This is a genomic window from Chryseobacterium sp. ERMR1:04 (assembly GCF_001297705.1).
In the GTDB taxonomy this organism is placed as follows: Bacteria; Bacteroidota; Bacteroidia; order Flavobacteriales; family Weeksellaceae; genus Chryseobacterium.
Genome location: NZ_LIRF01000003.1, coordinates 63,478 through 80,937, shown reverse-complemented (window position 1 = coordinate 80,937; position 17,460 = coordinate 63,478). Strand labels below are relative to the sequence as shown.

General features: G+C 34.0%; 15 protein-coding genes. 5 read left to right on the top strand and 10 right to left on the bottom strand.

Features of this window, described 5'->3' with window-relative positions; all coding sequences use genetic code 11:
* The first annotated feature begins 434 nt into the window (after positions 1 to 434).
* The gene (locus AMQ68_RS00450; RefSeq protein ID WP_054508673.1) at positions 435 to 767 is read left to right on the top strand and encodes a hypothetical protein; all 333 of its coding nucleotides are present in this window, start codon (positions 435 to 437) and stop codon (positions 765 to 767) included.
* Between the two features lie 63 nt (positions 768 to 830).
* On the opposite strand, the gene AMQ68_RS00445 is transcribed toward AMQ68_RS00450, so the two are convergent.
* Complete coding sequence (locus AMQ68_RS00445; RefSeq protein WP_054508672.1) at positions 831 to 1,679, bottom strand: hypothetical protein; 849 nt, start codon at positions 1,677 to 1,679, stop codon at positions 831 to 833.
* Positions 1,680 to 1,958: 279 nt separating this feature from the next.
* Here AMQ68_RS00445 and AMQ68_RS00440 point away from each other — a divergent pair, with 279 nt between their 5' ends.
* From AMQ68_RS00440 to AMQ68_RS00430, 3 genes are all read left to right on the top strand, one after another.
* Positions 1,959 to 2,936: an AraC family transcriptional regulator gene (locus tag AMQ68_RS00440; protein ID WP_054508671.1), complete on the top strand. Its 978-nt coding sequence runs from the start codon at positions 1,959 to 1,961 to the stop codon at positions 2,934 to 2,936.
* 346 nt (positions 2,937 to 3,282) lie between these two features.
* On the top strand, positions 3,283 to 4,470 hold the full coding sequence (locus AMQ68_RS00435) for an MFS transporter (RefSeq protein ID WP_054508670.1): 1,188 nt from the start codon (positions 3,283 to 3,285) through the stop codon (positions 4,468 to 4,470).
* Between the two features lie 209 nt (positions 4,471 to 4,679).
* Entirely contained in the window at positions 4,680 to 5,096 is a 417-nt protein-coding gene (locus AMQ68_RS00430; RefSeq protein WP_054508669.1) for a hypothetical protein, read from the top strand.
* Positions 5,097 to 5,157: 61 nt separating this feature from the next.
* On the opposite strand, the gene AMQ68_RS00425 is transcribed toward AMQ68_RS00430, so the two are convergent.
* From AMQ68_RS00425 to AMQ68_RS00410, 4 genes are all read right to left on the bottom strand, one after another.
* Positions 5,158 to 6,882, bottom strand: coding sequence for a DUF4041 domain-containing protein (locus tag AMQ68_RS00425; RefSeq protein WP_071254632.1), 1,725 nt, complete (start codon positions 6,880 to 6,882; stop codon positions 5,158 to 5,160).
* Between the two features lie 170 nt (positions 6,883 to 7,052).
* The gene (locus AMQ68_RS00420; protein ID WP_054508667.1) at positions 7,053 to 7,472 is read right to left on the bottom strand and encodes a hypothetical protein; all 420 of its coding nucleotides are present in this window, start codon (positions 7,470 to 7,472) and stop codon (positions 7,053 to 7,055) included.
* Between the two features lie 12 nt (positions 7,473 to 7,484).
* Positions 7,485 to 8,195, bottom strand: coding sequence for a glycohydrolase toxin TNT-related protein (locus AMQ68_RS00415; RefSeq protein ID WP_054508666.1), 711 nt, complete (start codon positions 8,193 to 8,195; stop codon positions 7,485 to 7,487).
* A gap of 1,053 nt (positions 8,196 to 9,248) precedes the next feature.
* Positions 9,249 to 10,067: an SDR family oxidoreductase gene (locus tag AMQ68_RS00410; RefSeq protein ID WP_054508665.1), complete on the bottom strand. Its 819-nt coding sequence runs from the start codon at positions 10,065 to 10,067 to the stop codon at positions 9,249 to 9,251.
* A gap of 153 nt (positions 10,068 to 10,220) precedes the next feature.
* Here AMQ68_RS00410 and AMQ68_RS00405 point away from each other — a divergent pair, with 153 nt between their 5' ends.
* Complete coding sequence (locus AMQ68_RS00405) at positions 10,221 to 10,646, top strand: helix-turn-helix domain-containing protein (RefSeq protein WP_054508664.1); 426 nt, start codon at positions 10,221 to 10,223, stop codon at positions 10,644 to 10,646.
* 151 nt (positions 10,647 to 10,797) lie between these two features.
* Here AMQ68_RS00405 and AMQ68_RS00400 read toward each other — a convergent pair whose 3' ends face one another.
* The 5 genes from AMQ68_RS00400 to AMQ68_RS00380 form a co-directional block, all read right to left on the bottom strand.
* Complete coding sequence (locus AMQ68_RS00400; RefSeq protein ID WP_160317952.1) at positions 10,798 to 12,411, bottom strand: T9SS type A sorting domain-containing protein; 1,614 nt, start codon at positions 12,409 to 12,411, stop codon at positions 10,798 to 10,800.
* A 110-nt stretch (positions 12,412 to 12,521) separates the two neighbouring features.
* On the bottom strand, positions 12,522 to 13,034 hold the full coding sequence (mug, locus tag AMQ68_RS00395) for a G/U mismatch-specific DNA glycosylase (protein ID WP_054508662.1): 513 nt from the start codon (positions 13,032 to 13,034) through the stop codon (positions 12,522 to 12,524).
* 246 nt (positions 13,035 to 13,280) lie between these two features.
* Entirely contained in the window at positions 13,281 to 14,171 is an 891-nt protein-coding gene (locus tag AMQ68_RS00390) for an AraC family transcriptional regulator (RefSeq protein ID WP_054508661.1), read from the bottom strand.
* 76 nt (positions 14,172 to 14,247) lie between these two features.
* Positions 14,248 to 16,500, bottom strand: coding sequence for a TonB-dependent receptor plug domain-containing protein (locus tag AMQ68_RS00385; protein ID WP_054508660.1), 2,253 nt, complete (start codon positions 16,498 to 16,500; stop codon positions 14,248 to 14,250).
* A 38-nt stretch (positions 16,501 to 16,538) separates the two neighbouring features.
* Positions 16,539 to 17,432, bottom strand: coding sequence for an urea transporter (locus AMQ68_RS00380; RefSeq protein ID WP_241775013.1), 894 nt, complete (start codon positions 17,430 to 17,432; stop codon positions 16,539 to 16,541).
* Positions 17,433 to 17,460: the final 28 nt, after the last annotated feature.

The window sequence follows — 17,460 nt, the reverse complement described above, 5'->3', positions numbered from 1 at the left end:
CATTGTGCATTAGCCTAGAAATATAAGTGCTATTTTTTTGTTTCTTACAATTAGACTCCATATATGATTAAGGATAAACCGTTTTATCAAAAATAATCTATCAGGTACCACAAAACATCAATAATAACTAGGTTTTAAAAGAAATACTACATTAATAAGGGTTTTTATTACAATAATTCGATACATTTGAGAAAAGGAAGATATTTTGGTTAGGTTTTTGAAGTGAAATATTTTATACAAAAAGTAAATTCATCCTTTATTTTTTAGCATTAAATAAATATTAATATCATGAAATCATCAAGCTTTATTTCATTACGAAAAAAACGTATGCTGATCATTGAAAAGCAATTTTCAATACCCGTCTGATGATCATCTGATATTGCAGTCCCTGTGTTTTAAAAAATTTCTTACTTATTAAAAAACTTTTACCGATTATGATTTTTGAAAATGAACAACATTCTGTATTGCAGGATACGCATAATCTTTCGTTTGCAGCCAACGTCATCAATTTCCACGGAGACAAATCATTTATTTTAAACTCTTTACAAAAAATAAAGAACAATACGATATGTAAAATAAAGAGAAAGGTGATTAGTAAATACATTAAAGATTATACGCTTCACCTTAATCAATATATTGAAAATGAAGACCTTCACTCAAAACCAGAAAATTACCAGCTCTCCCCTGCCTATGTAAGACAGTCTTACAATAAGGTTTTCAAAGAAAATGAATATTTGGAAAGGCTTTTATCTATTATTAACGATTGAGTAAGATATCACAGGAAGCGTAGAACCTTCTTACTCTCTAGATTTCATGAACCCGATCACCTATTAATACAGTCTTTGTACCGATAAAAAGAGTTCTCTTGTATTATCTCCTGTATTTGAGTCTGAGGTTGTTGCATTGCTGCTTCCAGTCGTAGATTTATTATCCACTCTGAATGCATAATATACTCTATACCACCTCGGTTCCGGTTCTTGCATGGTGATGTCAAAAGTTACGGTTTCATTATGAGTTTGTGATAAATAGACCCCATCATCAAACTGTCTGTACGCGCCTGGTGACAATTTGATATTTCCATTATCTGAATCTCCTGTATGTGTAGACATTTCCGAAACCCAAATTTTAATATCTGAATTACTGACGTTATAAAGACGCGGATTGAAAGTAGTGACCGCTCCGTTTCCTGAAGAATTGCCATCAAACTGAGCATCAAGCCTTACCATACCTCCCAGCACCGGAATATCATTAAGATAGGTGCTCGCTAAAATATTGGCTCCCGAGGTGCTTGCCGGAATGCTTCCGTGATAATATACCAATTCCCCAATCACAATATCATCATTGGCGCCTCCAAAAGCAAATTTCCAGGTTTCTCCGTTGTACATGTAATATCCGGCTTTATCAACTTTTGCTGTTTTTACAGAAGGCAAGCTTACTGCCTGAGTAACATAGACTAAAGCTCCGGTCTGCGCGGTAAGATATACCAAATCCTTTGCTTTCAACTGATCTCCGGTCATTCGGGGAGCTATTACGCCGTCTGCTGAGGTTGTTATATCTGGTTTTCCCACTACATCCAAGGTTGCTTTAGGAGAAGCTGTATTGATGCCTACTTGCGAATACGCTCCTACTGAAAAAAAACTCAACACCAAACTGCACACCGATAATTTAATTTTACTCATGTTTTTTTTATTCTGTTTTTATTTATAATGATTACAATTTCAGATCTATTACATTATTTTATTAAGTCTTTTTTATCTTTGTGTTAATAAAATTTTTCGATTAGGATTTAATGCAAAGTTATCCGCTCCATTAAATCAATTTTTAAACACATCAATGAAAACCCAAAAACAGCTTATCATTAATATCAAATTATAATTCAACACTTTACATCAATGAATTTCTAAATTTGATTGGTATAAAAGTAATTGCTGGCGGTGAAATAATATTTTAAACAACACATGATCATTACAGATTCAATAAAACTTCAAAAAATAGAGAAACATAAAAGAGATCTCATTCATTATTATGTCATTTTAATGTCTGTTATTCTTTCTATTTATGCGCTCATTTTCACATTTCTTATTCCGGATAAAGCGATTGCCTGGTATCTGTATGGTGGCTTGTTTTTTATGGTGTATTCTTATTTCATTATTCGTAAGAACTATAACATCAATATCCTGATTCATTCCTACATGATTCTCGCGTCGTTTTACAACTTTTATATTATGCTTGCTTTTTGGAATAACTCTGTGGCAAGTTTTGTATGGCTTATGCCTATTCCTTTGGCTGCCTATGTATTTTTTTCAAGAAAATATGTTATTCTTTACAGTGTATTTATCCTTCTTACGATCATTGTAGGGTATCTTATTTCTAAAAATTTCGATTTTAATTTTCAGGAACACAGCAGAGAGGATGTAAAAATGACGGACACTTTTCTCGTGATCTCCAATGTTGCCGTAATCTCGCTTATCATCTATTTTAAAGACAAAATAAGAAGAGAAGAAATCTATCATGAAATTGAGGAAAAACAGCAATCAGAGCCGAGAATAACGGTGTCTATAGAAAAAGATTCAGCGTCTGCAGACGAACTGTTTGAGAAAATAGAACAGATCATGAAAGAGAAACAAGCCTATAAAGATGTTAATTTCAACATCTCAAAACTCTCTACAGAGCTGGAAGTCAACAGTACTTATATTTCAAAAGCCATACGGCAGCACGGTTTTCCGAATTTTAATAATTACCTTAATATTCACCGAATCAATTGTGTTAAAAATCTGTTGGCTGAAAACGATCTTGAAAAAGTAACCCTTATGTATATTTATACCGAAGCAGGATTTTCTAATCAATCTACTTTCAATCGTGTTTTTAAACACATTGAAAAAATTACCCCCTCTGAATATCTTCAAACGATTCAGTCCATTAAAACTTCAGAATAAAGTCATGATTCTAAATCGGTTTAAACGATGAATATTATCGAAATAAAGCGTTTTACCAATTAAAAAAAAATCAGGAACTTTATTGAGTATAAAAACTCAGCAAAAGGAGGTATTCCAGAAGAGTTTTAATGATAAAATTTTTATTTAACCACAAAAGGTACAAAAGATCAGATGATATAATATAAAGCTTATTATTAAACTGAAAAGAAGAAAACATTAGCCTTTAAAAATCTTTGATTTTTATTCTTTTGAGAACTTGTAGTCATCTATTAACAATTGTAAAAACAGCTTTTGCCTCTTTTGTGGTTAAATTTAAAATTAGTTTAAACAGACTTGATAATAAATAATGAATATTCCTGAAAAAGCAGATAAAAAAAGTACCCGTTTCCGATATATAAAATTCTGTATTTTTCTTTCAGGGCTTTCTGTCTTTGCCCAGCTTTATCTTTTTCAGCCTTTGCTTCCCATGGTGGCAGAGCAGTTTCATACTACGGTTGGCGACAGTTCATTACTCGTTTCTTCTTCCACCATAGGAATGGCCATTGGGTTGTTTTTTTTCGCTTTCAAAGCAGACAGCTATTCCAGAAAGAAACTGATGATATTTTCACTGCTTTCCTCTGCGGTATTGACTATTATTTCCTGTTGGATTCAAAGTCTATCTTTATTAATCGCCATTGGAGTAATTAAAGGGTTTGTTATTTCAGGCGTGTCAGCCGTTGCGCTCGCCTATCTTACGGAGGAAGTTGAGCTTTCGGTAGTCGCTTTAGCCATCAGCATGTATCTCAGCGGAAATACGATTGGCGGGATGAGCGGAAGAATCTCAGCAACCATTATTGCCGGAGAATTGGGTTGGAGAAATGCAGTACTCATCATCGGGATAGAAAGCCTGGTATTAGGGTTACTCTTTTGGAGGTTTTTCCCAGATTCAAAATTTTTTCATCCTCTAAAAACAGATTATTCCCTGAAAATGAAGCAAATGAAAAAGTTCTTAACTGATCCTTATATGCTTCGTTTATTTGGTATTGCTTCACTGCTCATGGGAAGCTTCGTAAGTGTTTATAATTATCTTACGTTCCGTTTAGAATCGGCTCCTTTTTCATTAAATCATTTTCTGATTGCCTTTATATTTCTGATGTATACTTTCGGCGTTTTCGGAACCATGATTACAAGCAGACTCTCAAAGAGAATGGATCAAAAATATATTTTAAAAGGTTCTATTGTTTTTATGATTGCCGGAATTTGTCTTCTCCTGTCTTCTCATATTTATATTGTTATTTTCGGGCTCGGATTGCTTACGCTTTCCTTTTTCGCTGCGCATACAATGGCCAGCCAAATGACGGCTTTACATGCCAAAGAAGGAAAATCTTCTGCCACCTCTATGTATTGGCTCTTTTATTATTTTGGTTCCAGCATCTTAGGAAGTGGTACAGGCTATATTCTACATGCTACCTCATGGAGTTTTTTCATTATTTTCCTCGTTCTTGCTATTGGTCTCGCTTTTTCCCTTACCATCACCAAAACATCTACCCGATAAAACATTTACATACCACACTTGTACCACGTTTTATACTTCATAAAACACACACTCATTACTGTTATCAACAATAAATCAATTATTTAAGAAAAATATTAATACTTAATTAACAAAACTTTAAATTTATTTACCGTGCGAGGCATAATATTTGCAACTCTAACATTACCAATTACTCACTTATAGTAGAGTTTAACCTTAAACAAAATATTATGAACGTTGTAGATCTTAAAATTAAAAATTTAGTGGAATACCGAAATCAGATATTTACGATTACGGAGATCTTCCAAGATGATGAAAAAGATTATTTTGTAAAAATAGAAAATGACATTCGCAGTGTTTCAGTTCCAGCGGATTCTATTAAACCTATTGATATCACTGAAGAATGGCTTGAAAAATTGGGTTTTTTAAAAACATATACTTCTGAGCAACGCATCAGATATGAAAGACCCGAAACTTTTATCAAGTATGATATTGATTTGAGTTCTAGAAAGATCGTAGAAGGTTTAAAAATCTACGGAAATTCTATAAAATGCAAATACATCCATGAGTTCCAAAACATATTTTCGTGTTTGTTCGGAAAAGAACCGAATTTAATGAACTATGGCCTATTAAAGACCGAATCTTAGTTATAGTATATTATTACACAAAATCCACAACTCTAGGAGTTGTGGATTTTTTTATTGAATATTAGTCTTCAACCAAAGCTTCTTCATAACTTACAGGATCAACTACTTCCTGATACTGCTCCCATTCTGCTTCAAGCTGTTTGTTAGTTTTCATTTCTTCTTCCAGTTTCAAAGTTTCTCTGTATTGTTTTGCTTCTGCAGCAAGGGTCCATTTACAAGTAATTCCAATAGTGTCAACATAATTTTTAATATCATTAATTCCTAATTTAAAGAATTCTTTTCTGGGATTAATTTTATTAAGCTGACTTTTCATAAATTTCCTATGAAGCTGCTTTTCTAACGTAGGTGCATCGTCAGAATACATCATTGCATGCACATCAAACTCAAAAGGAACGCTTGCATCACCCAATTCTTTTACTCTATCCAACGGTTCCAAACGTCTTGTCATTCCTATTTTATAAACATCTTCACCAAATGATCCTATATTTGAAATAACATACACATTCCCCGATCTTGTTTGTTGTGCCATAGAAATTGCTCTCTGATTTTTTTCTTCAGCTTGCTCCAACTTATTTTGTAATTCCTCCAGTTTTTGTTGGAAAAGCATTTTTTCTTCTTCATTTGCTCGGGAAACTTGAGATTCAGCTTTCTCTATCAGTCTTTTTAACGTTTGTTCTTCTTTTTCAGCATCTTTTATTGCTTTCTCAAATTCTTTACGGGCTTTTTCCTCTTCTCTTATCTGCTCACGGATTTGCCTTTGTTCCTCTTGCTCTTGTGATCTCAATTCCTGTGCTACTACTGCCCACTTTAACTCTTCAAGTCGTGCTTGATGATAAACAGTATAAATCCTTGCTTTTCTGAATGCTTCACCGTTAAAATTAACTAGCTGAAAAGCATCCTCAATTTTCTGTTTAAGAATACCATAGTTGTCTTTTTTCACAGTAGACAGAATGCTTTCTACCTTTCCGTTATAGGCATCAATTACAAAATCTATAGCAATGTTTCGTCTGTACTCATCAACATATTCACAAAGTCCGGCCTGTCTGTTTGTGATCATCAATTTGTTATTCAAGCGAAGTTTTTTAAGATTTTCTCCCGCTTCTTTATGATTGAAATCGTCTGCTAACTCATCCAATAAAGTATAGGTTGGAATGATATACTCATTACCATAACCTTTAATTACATTCTTCATGGCTTTGATTCGGTCTGCAATCTGGTCCGCTTCCCTCAAACTACGATAAGCATCACCTCCTATAGATTCAGCTTTATTTTCTGCATTTTCAATAATTCTCTGAGATTCTCTTACTGCATTTTCGTACAATAATTCAACTTCTCTCGTCCTTTTTTCTGTATATTCTCTGCCAATTCTGCGGGATTCTTTTGACTGTTGTTGAGCATTATCTAACTCCAACTGTGCTTTTTCTCTTAATTTTACACTCTCCTTTTCAGCTTTCTTTAAAAGATAATCGCATTCTACCTGAATATTGATGATATCCTGATATTTACTTAAAGCATCATTATTATTTTTAAGCTGAATATTTTTATTCTCAACAGATCGTTTATCAATTTGAAGATTAGAGAATTCTGTTCTTAATCTTTGAATTTTGTCATTTAATGATCGCTTATCAGTTTGGTGATTGGATATCTCAATTTTCAAGTGACTGATTTCTCCATTCAAACTAGCAATTTTTGCATCTTTTTTATCTCCTTCTTTCTTTATTTTCCCTGATCTTACAAAAGCAAAGACCATAAAGCAAATCAGAATAATGATTAATATAATTTCCATGGTTTAATTATAAATTAGTTTTTAACGATTAGCACTGCAATAATACTACTAATAATTTCACCTTTTTTATGGTTACCCGTAATTTTAAACTAAAATAGTCGGGTTTAAATCATAGATTTAAGCCCGACTATTTATGCAAATGGTATTATTAAAATCAAAATTTTAATTCATTACTCCACTTCTTCATACTTCCAAACCCCTGAAATTTCTAATAAAGTTAGGCCCGGTTGTTTTTCTCCATAATTAAATATACAGATGTACTTTGAATGGCAAGATGTGCAATCTGTTCCAAAATAAAGAGTGGGCAAATCATGGAATGTCAACTCTCCAAAATGGAACATTCTATTTGATGTTTCAGTAACCATTTTATTTTTTAATAATTCATTCTTAGATAAAACTTTTTCTTCATTGTAAATTTGAAGGATCGGAAATCCCGATTCGTAGGGTTTTATCTCGATTGTATTTTCAGAACTGCATTTACAACACGTGAATTTTGTTACCGCAGAAGGAATAATTTCATCATTGATAAAATGATTCTTTACCACAAGCGCCTGCTCAAGAATGTTTATTTTTTTTGATATTGAATACATCTGAATTTATTTTTACTGAATAACTGTTCCTGCTAAGTTATTGTATTTTCCGCTTGGACTCTTTTTGATGGTCACTTTTATATATCCTTCCTGTGCTAACTTATTCCATGTTTTCTGAAATCCTGTTGCAGGATCAATAGAGATCTTCCACATCGTTTGTTTCCCTCCTCCAACTTGCCCGAACCAAGGAATTACATCAGCCGTTTGAGATTTGAAAGATAATAAATTATTCAAAACATCTATTTCATAGTAAAAATCATACTTGTCTTCTGTTTGATTTAAAGCTCTCTGGCTAAAAGTATAGACATATCCGTTTACGATCGGGCTTGTAAAACTTCCTCCTAAATTAGGAATTCCGGTTCCATTATAGCTTCCGATAGCGCCACTGTATCTGTCAAATTTTTGTCCGGTAGTAAGAGGAACTTCATCCACGATATTGTATCCACCGTTGGCAGGAGGCCATCCGCCATTCAGATTATTGCTTTTGAAAAGCAATTCAAGATCACTCCATTTACCTTGTTTGTATAAATCAAATGCTTGATTTCTAATTGCCTGACTTACCGTTCCTGCGGTATCATAGGTTAGTGCAAATTCGTTAGCATCCTTATAGAATACCGTTGTGATTCCCGTGGTTTGTTCAATAATCTCTTCTCTATCTGAGCTACAAGAAGCTGATAGTAAAGTGACTGATACAAAAAAGGCATACTTAAAAAGTTTTTTCATGATGATATATTAATTTTAATTGAATTCTAAAAAAAACAGTCTTTAAATCATCGATTCAAAGACTGCACTAACTAATAAACTTAACTTATTGAATTCTATTGATCTCTTCAGAAATCTAAAGAGATATGGGTTGTATAAAGAGTGATTATTCTTCCGTTATCCTGAAAAAGTTTAACAGACCGTGATGGGCTTATTAAATTATACGATGGATTACACGAAAGAGAGTCTTCGATCCTATTCAATTGAAAAACGAAACATTGTTCATTTATTTCTCAATAACAAATAGTAAAAAGTGAATACGATTCACCTCAATAAACTCTGGATAGACGGTACAATTAAAAGATTACTCTTTTCGGATATAAAAATAAAATAAAAAACTCAAATAGTAGTGAATTTTTTAAAAATAAATTATTACTGAATTTTTAAATTGAATAATAACTCCTAATGACTACACAATTCACATCTGATTTTTTGTTAATTATGATTCTCGCATAAAGACGAATAAATTAAAACCTCTTTAAATCTAGGACTTAAAGAGGTTTTATATTAAAAGAAGCTATGTAAAGATAGTTCTTCTTTATTTTTATCAATTAGTTATATATAATAAGAGACAAATTTTAATGTAAGTTCTCAGGATATATAAAAACTTTTTTAGTAGGATTTATTTTATTATGCACCCCCTCCTGTTCTAAGAATACAAGAGCAAGAACAATTAGGTTGGCCTTCATCACATTGCTCTACTGAAGTACATACTAAACGATATTTAGCTGGACATACAGGAATTACAAATCCTCCTTGTACTTGTCTTAATTGCTCTCTAGAAATTTTTTTTTAAATTTTTCATGGATAAAATTTTAATTTGTTAGTTTCCAAATATAGTAAAATTCTCCATGTTGAGATTTATTTTAAAGAAATATTCTATTTTTATCCAAATAATAAAGTAGATTTTGTTATTTGCTGTCATTTTAACAATAAAGACAAACAATCTATAAATCCCTTTAAATCTAAGATCTAAAGGGATTTATATTACCTATCAAATAAAATTAATTTCGCTTATTTTCCATGAGCAGCTGCGGAAACATCTTTCCATTCTTCAAAGCCAGCCAAACGTTCTTCATATACTTTTTTAATTCCTGAATACGCAATTTTACCGAGTAATAATCTCAATGGAGGATTTTCAGCATCTACCAATTTTACAATTGCTGCTGCAGTTGCTTCAGGATCTCCGAAAATATCGGGTGTTGCACTTGCCTTGAACGCTTCTTTAATTGGATTATACACATCAATGGCTTCAGTTTGAGCTGCTGAAGCTCCTGACCAATCGGTGGTAAATCCATTCGGTTCCACTAAAGATACTTTAATTCCAAATCCGGCCACCTCTGTTGCCAATGTTTCACTAAATCCTTCTACAGCGAATTTAGAGGCATTATACAATCCTAAGACCGGCAATGTAATTAAGCCTAAATAACTTGAAACCTGAATAATATGACCCGATTTCTGAGCTCTCATAATAGGAAGAACTGCCTGTGTCATCCATAATGTTCCAAAGAAATTGGTTTCCATCTGGCCTCTTGCCTGTTCTTCTGTAGTTTCTTCTACTGCTCCAAAAAGTCCGTACCCTGCGTTATTGATCAAGACATCAATTCTTCCAAAATGTACATTCCCCTTCTCTACTGTTGTAAAGCAAGCTTCACGATCTGTTACGTCCAGCTGCAACGGAAATACATTTTCACCATACTGATCTACCAAATCTTTAAGATCATCTGTATTTCTTGCGGTTGCAATTACTTTATCACCTCTTTTTAAAAATGTTTCTGCCCAGATCTTTCCAAATCCTCTTGACGCGCCTGTTATTAAAAATACTTTTGCCATGTTTTTACCATTTAATTGTTAATCATTTAATTCTATATGAGATACCATTTGCATGAATGCTTCCAAAAGCATAATTTTGTAGTTGCAAATTGCAAGTGCAAATATAAATACAATTACTTTCATTTTGCAAGTAATTTTTAATTGATTTCTTAAATGAAAGATATATCACAACGCTCAACCTGCCCTGTAAGCTTTTCACTGGATTTTTTTGGTGACAAATGGACCTTGCTTATTGTAAGAGATATGATCTTAAAAGGGTATACTACTTTCGGAGATTTTCAACAATCTGATGAAGGTATCGCCACGAATATATTAACCGACAGACTAAAAATGCTGGAGAAATACGGCTTCATCATAAAATATCCATTGGCAGGAAAAGCCCGTACAGGATATTGCCTTACCGAAAAAGGAATAAGCCTGATTCCTGTTGTTATTGAACTGGCACTTTGGGGATCTCATTTCGACAGTACCGAAGATACTTTAAACATATCTCCGAAAATTGAAAGCGGAAAAGAGGCCTATATCAATCAATTAAAAAAAGAATTGACCGCCTATTTGGAATCTAAAAAATTGTTATAAAACTTAATGCGAATTTAGATTTTGTATTTTAAACTGATTCTCTATTACCCAAAAAACCTTCAAATCTAAGACTTGAAGGATTCAATATGATTTTTAAAAACTGATAAAATTTATACTTTGATTAGATTTATTTATTGAATATTTCGATGGACTATTCTTTAATAAATTTATACCCCTCCTTCTGATCACCGATCTTCAAAATATAAATCCCTTTTGAAAGATCCTGTACATTTATTTTACCCTGCTTAATCTCTCCTCTTTTTACAGATTGGCTTACGGTATTGTAAATATTGAACTTTTGATCTTTCACCCCTTTCACATGAATAATATCTGCAACAGGATTTGGATATATACTCACCGATGAATGATTCGCATGCACCTCATCTGTACCAAGGGTAGGTAAAACAAGACTTTGAGCATATACTACAGGATTTGCATCTGTAGATTTCTCTTCATGAAAAACAATTACATTTTGTCCGTTGATTGGTTTTAAAGAGGATACAAAAGATTTTTCTGCTGGATATGTTGCCATAGGGATGTATTGCTGTTGCCACGCAAAATCTCCATTATTATCTAACAAAACCGCATTTAAAGACTCGTCATTAAAGTCATTTTTTTTCTGAACTACAAAAAACGGGTTATCATTGATTAAATGCAAATCCCCAATATGATACATGTTTGTGCTATCTATTGGAAATACCTGTTTTGCATTATCTGTCAATAGTCTGGCTCCTGTCTGCTTATCAAATTTTTGAACATATTCGCCATTTTGAGTTTGCGAAGGATTGCTATACTGTGAGATTGCCCAGATATATGGAGAGTTGGGTGTATGAGACACTTTCAGTCCCATCTCATAATTCGTTTCATTTACATCAAAATCAACTCCATCAGCTCCCCATGGTAAACTGCCATCTGAATTTATTCTCTGTAAATAGGCGTCAAATCTAAAATTCTCCGAAACGCTAAGCCCGTAATACACCGCGTTTCCATCAACAACTCCGCTATATCGATTCACAATATTGGTTCCCTTCGTTAATATTTGTTTGGGCGTATTCCAAAGAATTGTTCCATCAAAATTCAGTTTTTGAGCAAAGAGATGGCTGTATATTCCTGTATCTACTTGATGGAAAATAATCTCAAATTCATTGTTTGGCAATTCAAAAAGATCAGCCGGAGCCGTATTTTTTGTAAGATCATCAGTCATAATTTCTATCGGAGATGCCCACACCGGTTGTCCGCCGGCACTGAATCTCTGAACTTTTGCATACTCTTGATTTAATGGCTGATAGCTGGCTATAATATCTCCATTAGATAAAGGAAGAATTTCAGGAGTATAACCTTGTCCTATATTAATTCCATTAGGCCATACTGAAGTTCCTTGTGGGGTAATTTTAAAAATATAGGCACTGTTATTCTCTGTCCCGCTCAGTCCAATATACAGATTGTCTGAAGAATCTACTGCTGTTCTTTCCGAAGCAATGTAAGTTCCCATTGGGATTTGATTGCTAATGAGAATCCCGTTATTTCCCAATTGCTTGTTGCCATTCTGATCTAAGATCTGTAGCCATAATTCGAAATTGGTAGGAGCACCCACCTCTTTCCAGAAAGCTATGTAGGTTTTTCCATCGCTCATTCTTTCTGAGAATGCAAACCCGCTTTCTCCCGGATCGGTAACAAGTAAATTTTGTGCAGTATTAGGGTTCCATTGAGAATGTATTGTTGTCATACCCCATAGCAATACAACAATAGTAAATAGTTTTTTCATCATAAAAGTGTTTAAATATTGACACTAAGGTAACAACGAATCCCTATTTGCGCAACTATTTATCGAAATTTAACTTTAATTTTATATAAAAAAATATTCATTTATAAATATCATGTAAATGTATTATCCTGAATTTCAAGGTAAAACTTGCCATAAGCAATCACAAGATCATCAAGGGAAAAACCACGATTCAAGCCGCTTGTATTGGGGAGAACCCAAACGTTAGCACCGCAAAAATCTTCAGGTTGCAAGCCCCACTCCATCTGTTTTTTTCCAGAGAATACCTTGTAGGCCGCTTTACCTAGAAAAGCAATATATTTTGGCTGAAACTTGGTCATTTTTAATGAAAAACTTTCAAAAGCTTGAGTAAATTCTTCTTTTGAAAGCTCATCGGCGCGGGATGTTGGCCTTTCGACAGCTGTAGTTAAGCCATATCCAAAATCTAAAAGACTCCGATCATTTACAGCTTCAATCTGATGAGGAGTAAAACCTGCTTCATGCAAAACTTTCCAGAAACGGTTGCTTCTTCCCGAAAAGTGATGCCCGTCTTCTGATGATTTTAATCCGGGATTAATTCCGCAAAAAATAACGGTCAGGTTGTTGGTGATGATATCTGTTAGCATTGTTGATTGTAAATTTATAAAATGTTTATGACACCTTAAAGTTTTAAAATAAAATAATCCCCAGGAAGACCTGAGGATTATTCACAACAACATATAGTAATGATTCTATTACTTCTTGATAAATTTGGATCTGAATGTTTCTTTTTCTTTTTCATCAAGGGTAATAAGGTAAACTCCTTTCGTCAAAGAAGATACCTGAATTTTTCATCTTTAATCTAACTCATTATTCCGTGTATTTTAAAATACTTAAGAGGCAACCATTTTATCTTTCAAAAACTGTACTCTATATTCTTTAGGAGTAATTCCGGTGATTTTTTTAAAAAGTTGGGTGAAATGGGAAGCAGTATGAAAATTAAGTTCATACGCAATCTCGGCGATGTCTTTACTTGAATGCAATAACGCTTTGCTGTAATTGATATCCATCTCGTTGATCCATTGTTTGGGCGCTTTTTGGGTTACATTCTTAATGCATTTGGTAAGATAATTTTCGGTAACAGATAGTTTAGCCGCATAGAAAGCCACTCTTTTTTCAACCACATGGTATTTAAATAAAATATCCCGAAACTGAAGCGATAATTCCATCGGACGCGTAGACGATCTATGATGACTGTTGGAATCTGTACTTACTATTTTAACCAAAATAAGATGAAGCATCGTAATAATTACTTCATTTAAATTTAAGCCATTAAGCCATAATTCCTGTTCCATAATGGTTAAAAGTTGGGTAATTGTTCCATACGTAAGGGTATCTAAATTCAGCAAAGGAGGCAAAAAGAAAATACTGGTTTTATGCTTAGGCAACTCCTGTTCAGATAAAATATTGTTTTCATAGGCTAAGAAAAAACCTTCAACATCATCAGATAATTCGATAGTTGCGGTAATCGTCCCTTGCTTGATAAAAATAACCCCTCCTTTTTCCGCTTGAAACTCCTGATTCTCCAAGTACTGTTTAATATGTCCTTTGGTAATAAAGATGATAAAATTAAACGTCGTTCGGTAAGGAATTACAGGCATGAGAATCCCTTTAAGGTAATCCTCAAGCCTGTAAAGCTGTATATCTGCGTTATTAGAAAGAATTTTCTCTGTAATATTCGGGAGAAAAAGCTTTTTATATTGAAAATTGGAAAGTACTTCCATATTTTGAGTTATGATTAATAAATATACACAAATTTAGTACTGAAAATAAACACTGTTTACAGCGCCTAAAATTCCCTTAAAACTTATAAAATACCCCCATTTTTATTCCCAGAGGAATTCCGGGAGTGTAGGTAATATCTGTTATAGGCTCGGCTTCATTTTTCAGTTGTGTTTCTGTAGCAAACTGCGCTTCGTTCCATTTTACGTTGAATAAATTATTGATTTGTAGATTTGCCCCCCATTTTGCTCTGTTGTAAGAAAGAATCACATCATTCACAAAATAAGATTTTGTACGAAGCGTATTATCTTCAACCGCTGGTCGGTCACCCAAATAACGGTATTGTAATCCCAAAGAAAATCCGTTCAGGAAATCCCAGTTTACAGATCCCGTACTCGTTATTACCGGAGCCAGAGGAACATAATCTTCGCCTTTCTTTTCTTCAATAAATCGGGCATGCGCATAGTTGATATCTGCATTCAGATACAGATTTTCCAAGGGTTGGAAACGAATTCCCAAATCTGCACCATACCGTCTTGATTTTCCTGACGGTTCTACTACCGCATCATCTCCCACGTATACAAACTCCTGTTGCAAATAAAGATACCAAATGGTTGGGGTTATAATTAACGATTTAAAAGGATGTAACCTTACTCCAAGATCTCCACCTAAAGAATACGGCAAAGTCTTCGCGTTTTTCTCCTGAACGACCACTCTCATATCATTCGAATGGAATCCCATTCCTGTTTTTAGGAACCACATCATCTTATCATTAGCTGCATAAGAAAAATTAAGTTTAGGGCTTAACCTTGTTCCTTCAGAGGATTGTCCGGAAGGCAACTGCTCAGGATCCAATAAATTATGCATATTAAAAATGAAATGATCTACTCTGAATGCTGGATTAATGGTCCATTTTCCCGTTTTCCAAATCAATCCTGAATAGGCATGAAGATTGGTTTCTGTTCCATTTACATCTGCCATTTTATCCAACAACAAATCTCTGTGGTATACGTGGTTCAGCTGTAATGTATTAATATCATCATTTCGGAATCCTATTCCTGAGATCCAATTTAATGAACTGTTGGGCAGAGAAAAACTTTTGGTATATTTTATTTCTGCACCGTATATATTTCTGCCGTCTTTCTGCTCAATTTCGTCGCCATGGTCTTTATCTTTAAGGTAAAATGTAAAATCAGAATACAGATTGAAATTGTATTTAGAATACCAAAGCATGGCATCAATCTGTTCGGATGGAGAAATAATACGCTTATAATTCATCTGAAGATTCGTACGTGACGTGCTTCCTCCTTCTGTAGGATCTATACTTCCCCATCTGCCAATAATCCCTTCATTTACGGCACGTTCAGGGATCTGTCCTGAAGCATTCCATGAAGAATTAAACGTAGAAAACTGAATATTAAAATAGTCTTTATCCGTAATCCACTCATTATATTTTCCGAATACATTTACTCTGTTGAAATTTTGTTTTACATCAAACGGACCATCTGTATAATTGTATTCTGCGGCAACGTAAGCATTCTTTCTTTTGTTCGGATCATTGATGATATTAAACATTCCCAATATCCTTTTTGAATTGAAAGAACCTCCTTCCAGCTTCACCATGCTGTTTTTCAACTTATCATAGGTCTGAAAATCTACATACCCCGCGGTATCAAAATCTCCGCGATCCATATAATATGCTCCTTTTCCAAAATCGATATTATTAACAGTTTCCGGAATGATAAAATGCAGATCCGAATATCCTTGTCCGTGCGCATGAGAAACAACATTCACGGGCATTCCGTCTACATTTACACTCACATCAGTTCCGTGATCGGCATCAAAACCTCTTAAAAAAAGCTGTTCTGCTTTTCCTCCTCCTGCGTGTTGGGCAATAAATAATCCTGGGACTTTTCTCAATAAATCCTGAGCAGAATTTACCGGAAATTTATTTAAATCTACTTTGGTGATTGCCGATAAAAACGAACTGTGATTAATTTCCACCTCAGAGATCTGAAACGGTTTATGCTGTAGGAAAATAACTTTATTTTTATCTTCTTCACTTGTAATGATCCATTTCACCTCATCATATCCGGCACGATTGATCACCAATGTATCCGGTAAAGACTGAACCGAAAATTTAAAAGATCCGTCGGATCCTGAATGGGCATGTTCACTCCCATGATTATACTTTATCAAAGCCTCACTAATCGGAAATTTGTCGTCTGCATCTTTAATAAATAATTGTTTTTCTGTGCCTTTTTCCTGTGCCAACGCAAGTCCGTTAATCATTAAGGCGAGAAAAGCAACCAATACTTGAGTTCTCTTCATTAGATATTCTTTTTATTGATTTTTTACTGTTAAATATTTTAGTTTTGTTGTTTAGGGATGATTAATTTTTGAATCAATAAGGTGATCCATGTTCCTGCCACAAAAGGAAACGTAAGGACTCCACCCACTTTGGTGAGAATGTTATTATCGATTAAAAAAACATCGATTCCAACGGTAATCAATACCGCCAATAACACCCATAAACCGTCTATTCTTTTGAAGCCGGAGAAGACAATAGCAGACAACACGGCATTAAAACCAAACAGTCCCATGTGGATTTGCTCAATAGGCTCTCCGTTCATATGAGAAAGATAAGCTCCTATTACAGAACCCATAAACCCATATAAAGCGGCTGCCGGTGAGCTGATGAAAACTGCTATAAAGAAAATAGCTGCAGACAACATTCCTCCCTGAAAAATTACTTCTCCAAAAGCATTGATGGGCGTTATTATATCATCATAATCCAGATTTTCGGCCTTTGCATTGATGAGCTCAGATGGTGGGATTTCGGTAAAATGATGCAACATGAAAACACTGATCCAGATGACAATAATAAAAGGAAAAGTGAATACAGGGATTTTTTTACTGATAAAAAAATGCTGAATGATTGCTGCCAATGCTCCGCCAACAACAACCAAAATCCAGATCATTATGGTACACTGAAAAATAAATGACAACGCCACTCCTACCAAAGCTGCACTAAAGCCATACAATCCTGCATTTATTTCAGATTTATCAAACTTCAACTTCATTGCTGTAAGCGTTCCTATACTGGTAGACGCCAAAACAGCAATTCCACTTTCCCAGCTTCCTATAAAAATCCCAATAAGGAATAAAAGCCCTGTCCATCTGTTTTCCTGAAGCATGATCTGCCCAATTCCTTTTAATACCGTATCAACAAAAGGTACTTTTTCAAAAAATTTGTTCATCATTTTAATTTGTTTACTATTAAATTATCAA

Bases quoted from the DNA above. Each gene is read 5' to 3' on its own strand.
- mug (WP_054508662.1), bottom strand. From the start codon at position 13,034: ATGCTAACAGATATCATCACCAACAACCTGACCGTTATTTTTTGCGGA.
- AMQ68_RS00445 (WP_054508672.1), bottom strand. From the start codon at position 1,679: ATGAGTAAAATTAAATTATCGGTGTGCAGTTTGGTGTTGAGTTTTTTT.
- AMQ68_RS00450 (WP_054508673.1), top strand. From the start codon at position 435: ATGATTTTTGAAAATGAACAACATTCTGTATTGCAGGATACGCATAAT.
- AMQ68_RS00435 (WP_054508670.1), top strand. From the start codon at position 3,283: ATGAATATTCCTGAAAAAGCAGATAAAAAAAGTACCCGTTTCCGATAT.
- AMQ68_RS00380 (WP_241775013.1), bottom strand. From the start codon at position 17,432: ATGATGAACAAATTTTTTGAAAAAGTACCTTTTGTTGATACGGTATTA.
- AMQ68_RS00390 (WP_054508661.1), bottom strand. From the start codon at position 14,171: ATGGAAGTACTTTCCAATTTTCAATATAAAAAGCTTTTTCTCCCGAAT.
- AMQ68_RS00405 (WP_054508664.1), top strand. From the start codon at position 10,221: ATGAAAGATATATCACAACGCTCAACCTGCCCTGTAAGCTTTTCACTG.
- AMQ68_RS00420 (WP_054508667.1), bottom strand. From the start codon at position 7,472: ATGTATTCAATATCAAAAAAAATAAACATTCTTGAGCAGGCGCTTGTG.
- AMQ68_RS00415 (WP_054508666.1), bottom strand. From the start codon at position 8,195: ATGAAAAAACTTTTTAAGTATGCCTTTTTTGTATCAGTCACTTTACTA.
- AMQ68_RS00400 (WP_160317952.1), bottom strand. From the start codon at position 12,411: ATGAAAAAACTATTTACTATTGTTGTATTGCTATGGGGTATGACAACA.
- AMQ68_RS00385 (WP_054508660.1), bottom strand. From the start codon at position 16,500: ATGAAGAGAACTCAAGTATTGGTTGCTTTTCTCGCCTTAATGATTAAC.
- AMQ68_RS00425 (WP_071254632.1), bottom strand. From the start codon at position 6,882: ATGGAAATTATATTAATCATTATTCTGATTTGCTTTATGGTCTTTGCT.
- AMQ68_RS00440 (WP_054508671.1), top strand. From the start codon at position 1,959: ATGATCATTACAGATTCAATAAAACTTCAAAAAATAGAGAAACATAAA.
- AMQ68_RS00430 (WP_054508669.1), top strand. From the start codon at position 4,680: ATGAACGTTGTAGATCTTAAAATTAAAAATTTAGTGGAATACCGAAAT.
- AMQ68_RS00410 (WP_054508665.1), bottom strand. From the start codon at position 10,067: ATGGCAAAAGTATTTTTAATAACAGGCGCGTCAAGAGGATTTGGAAAG.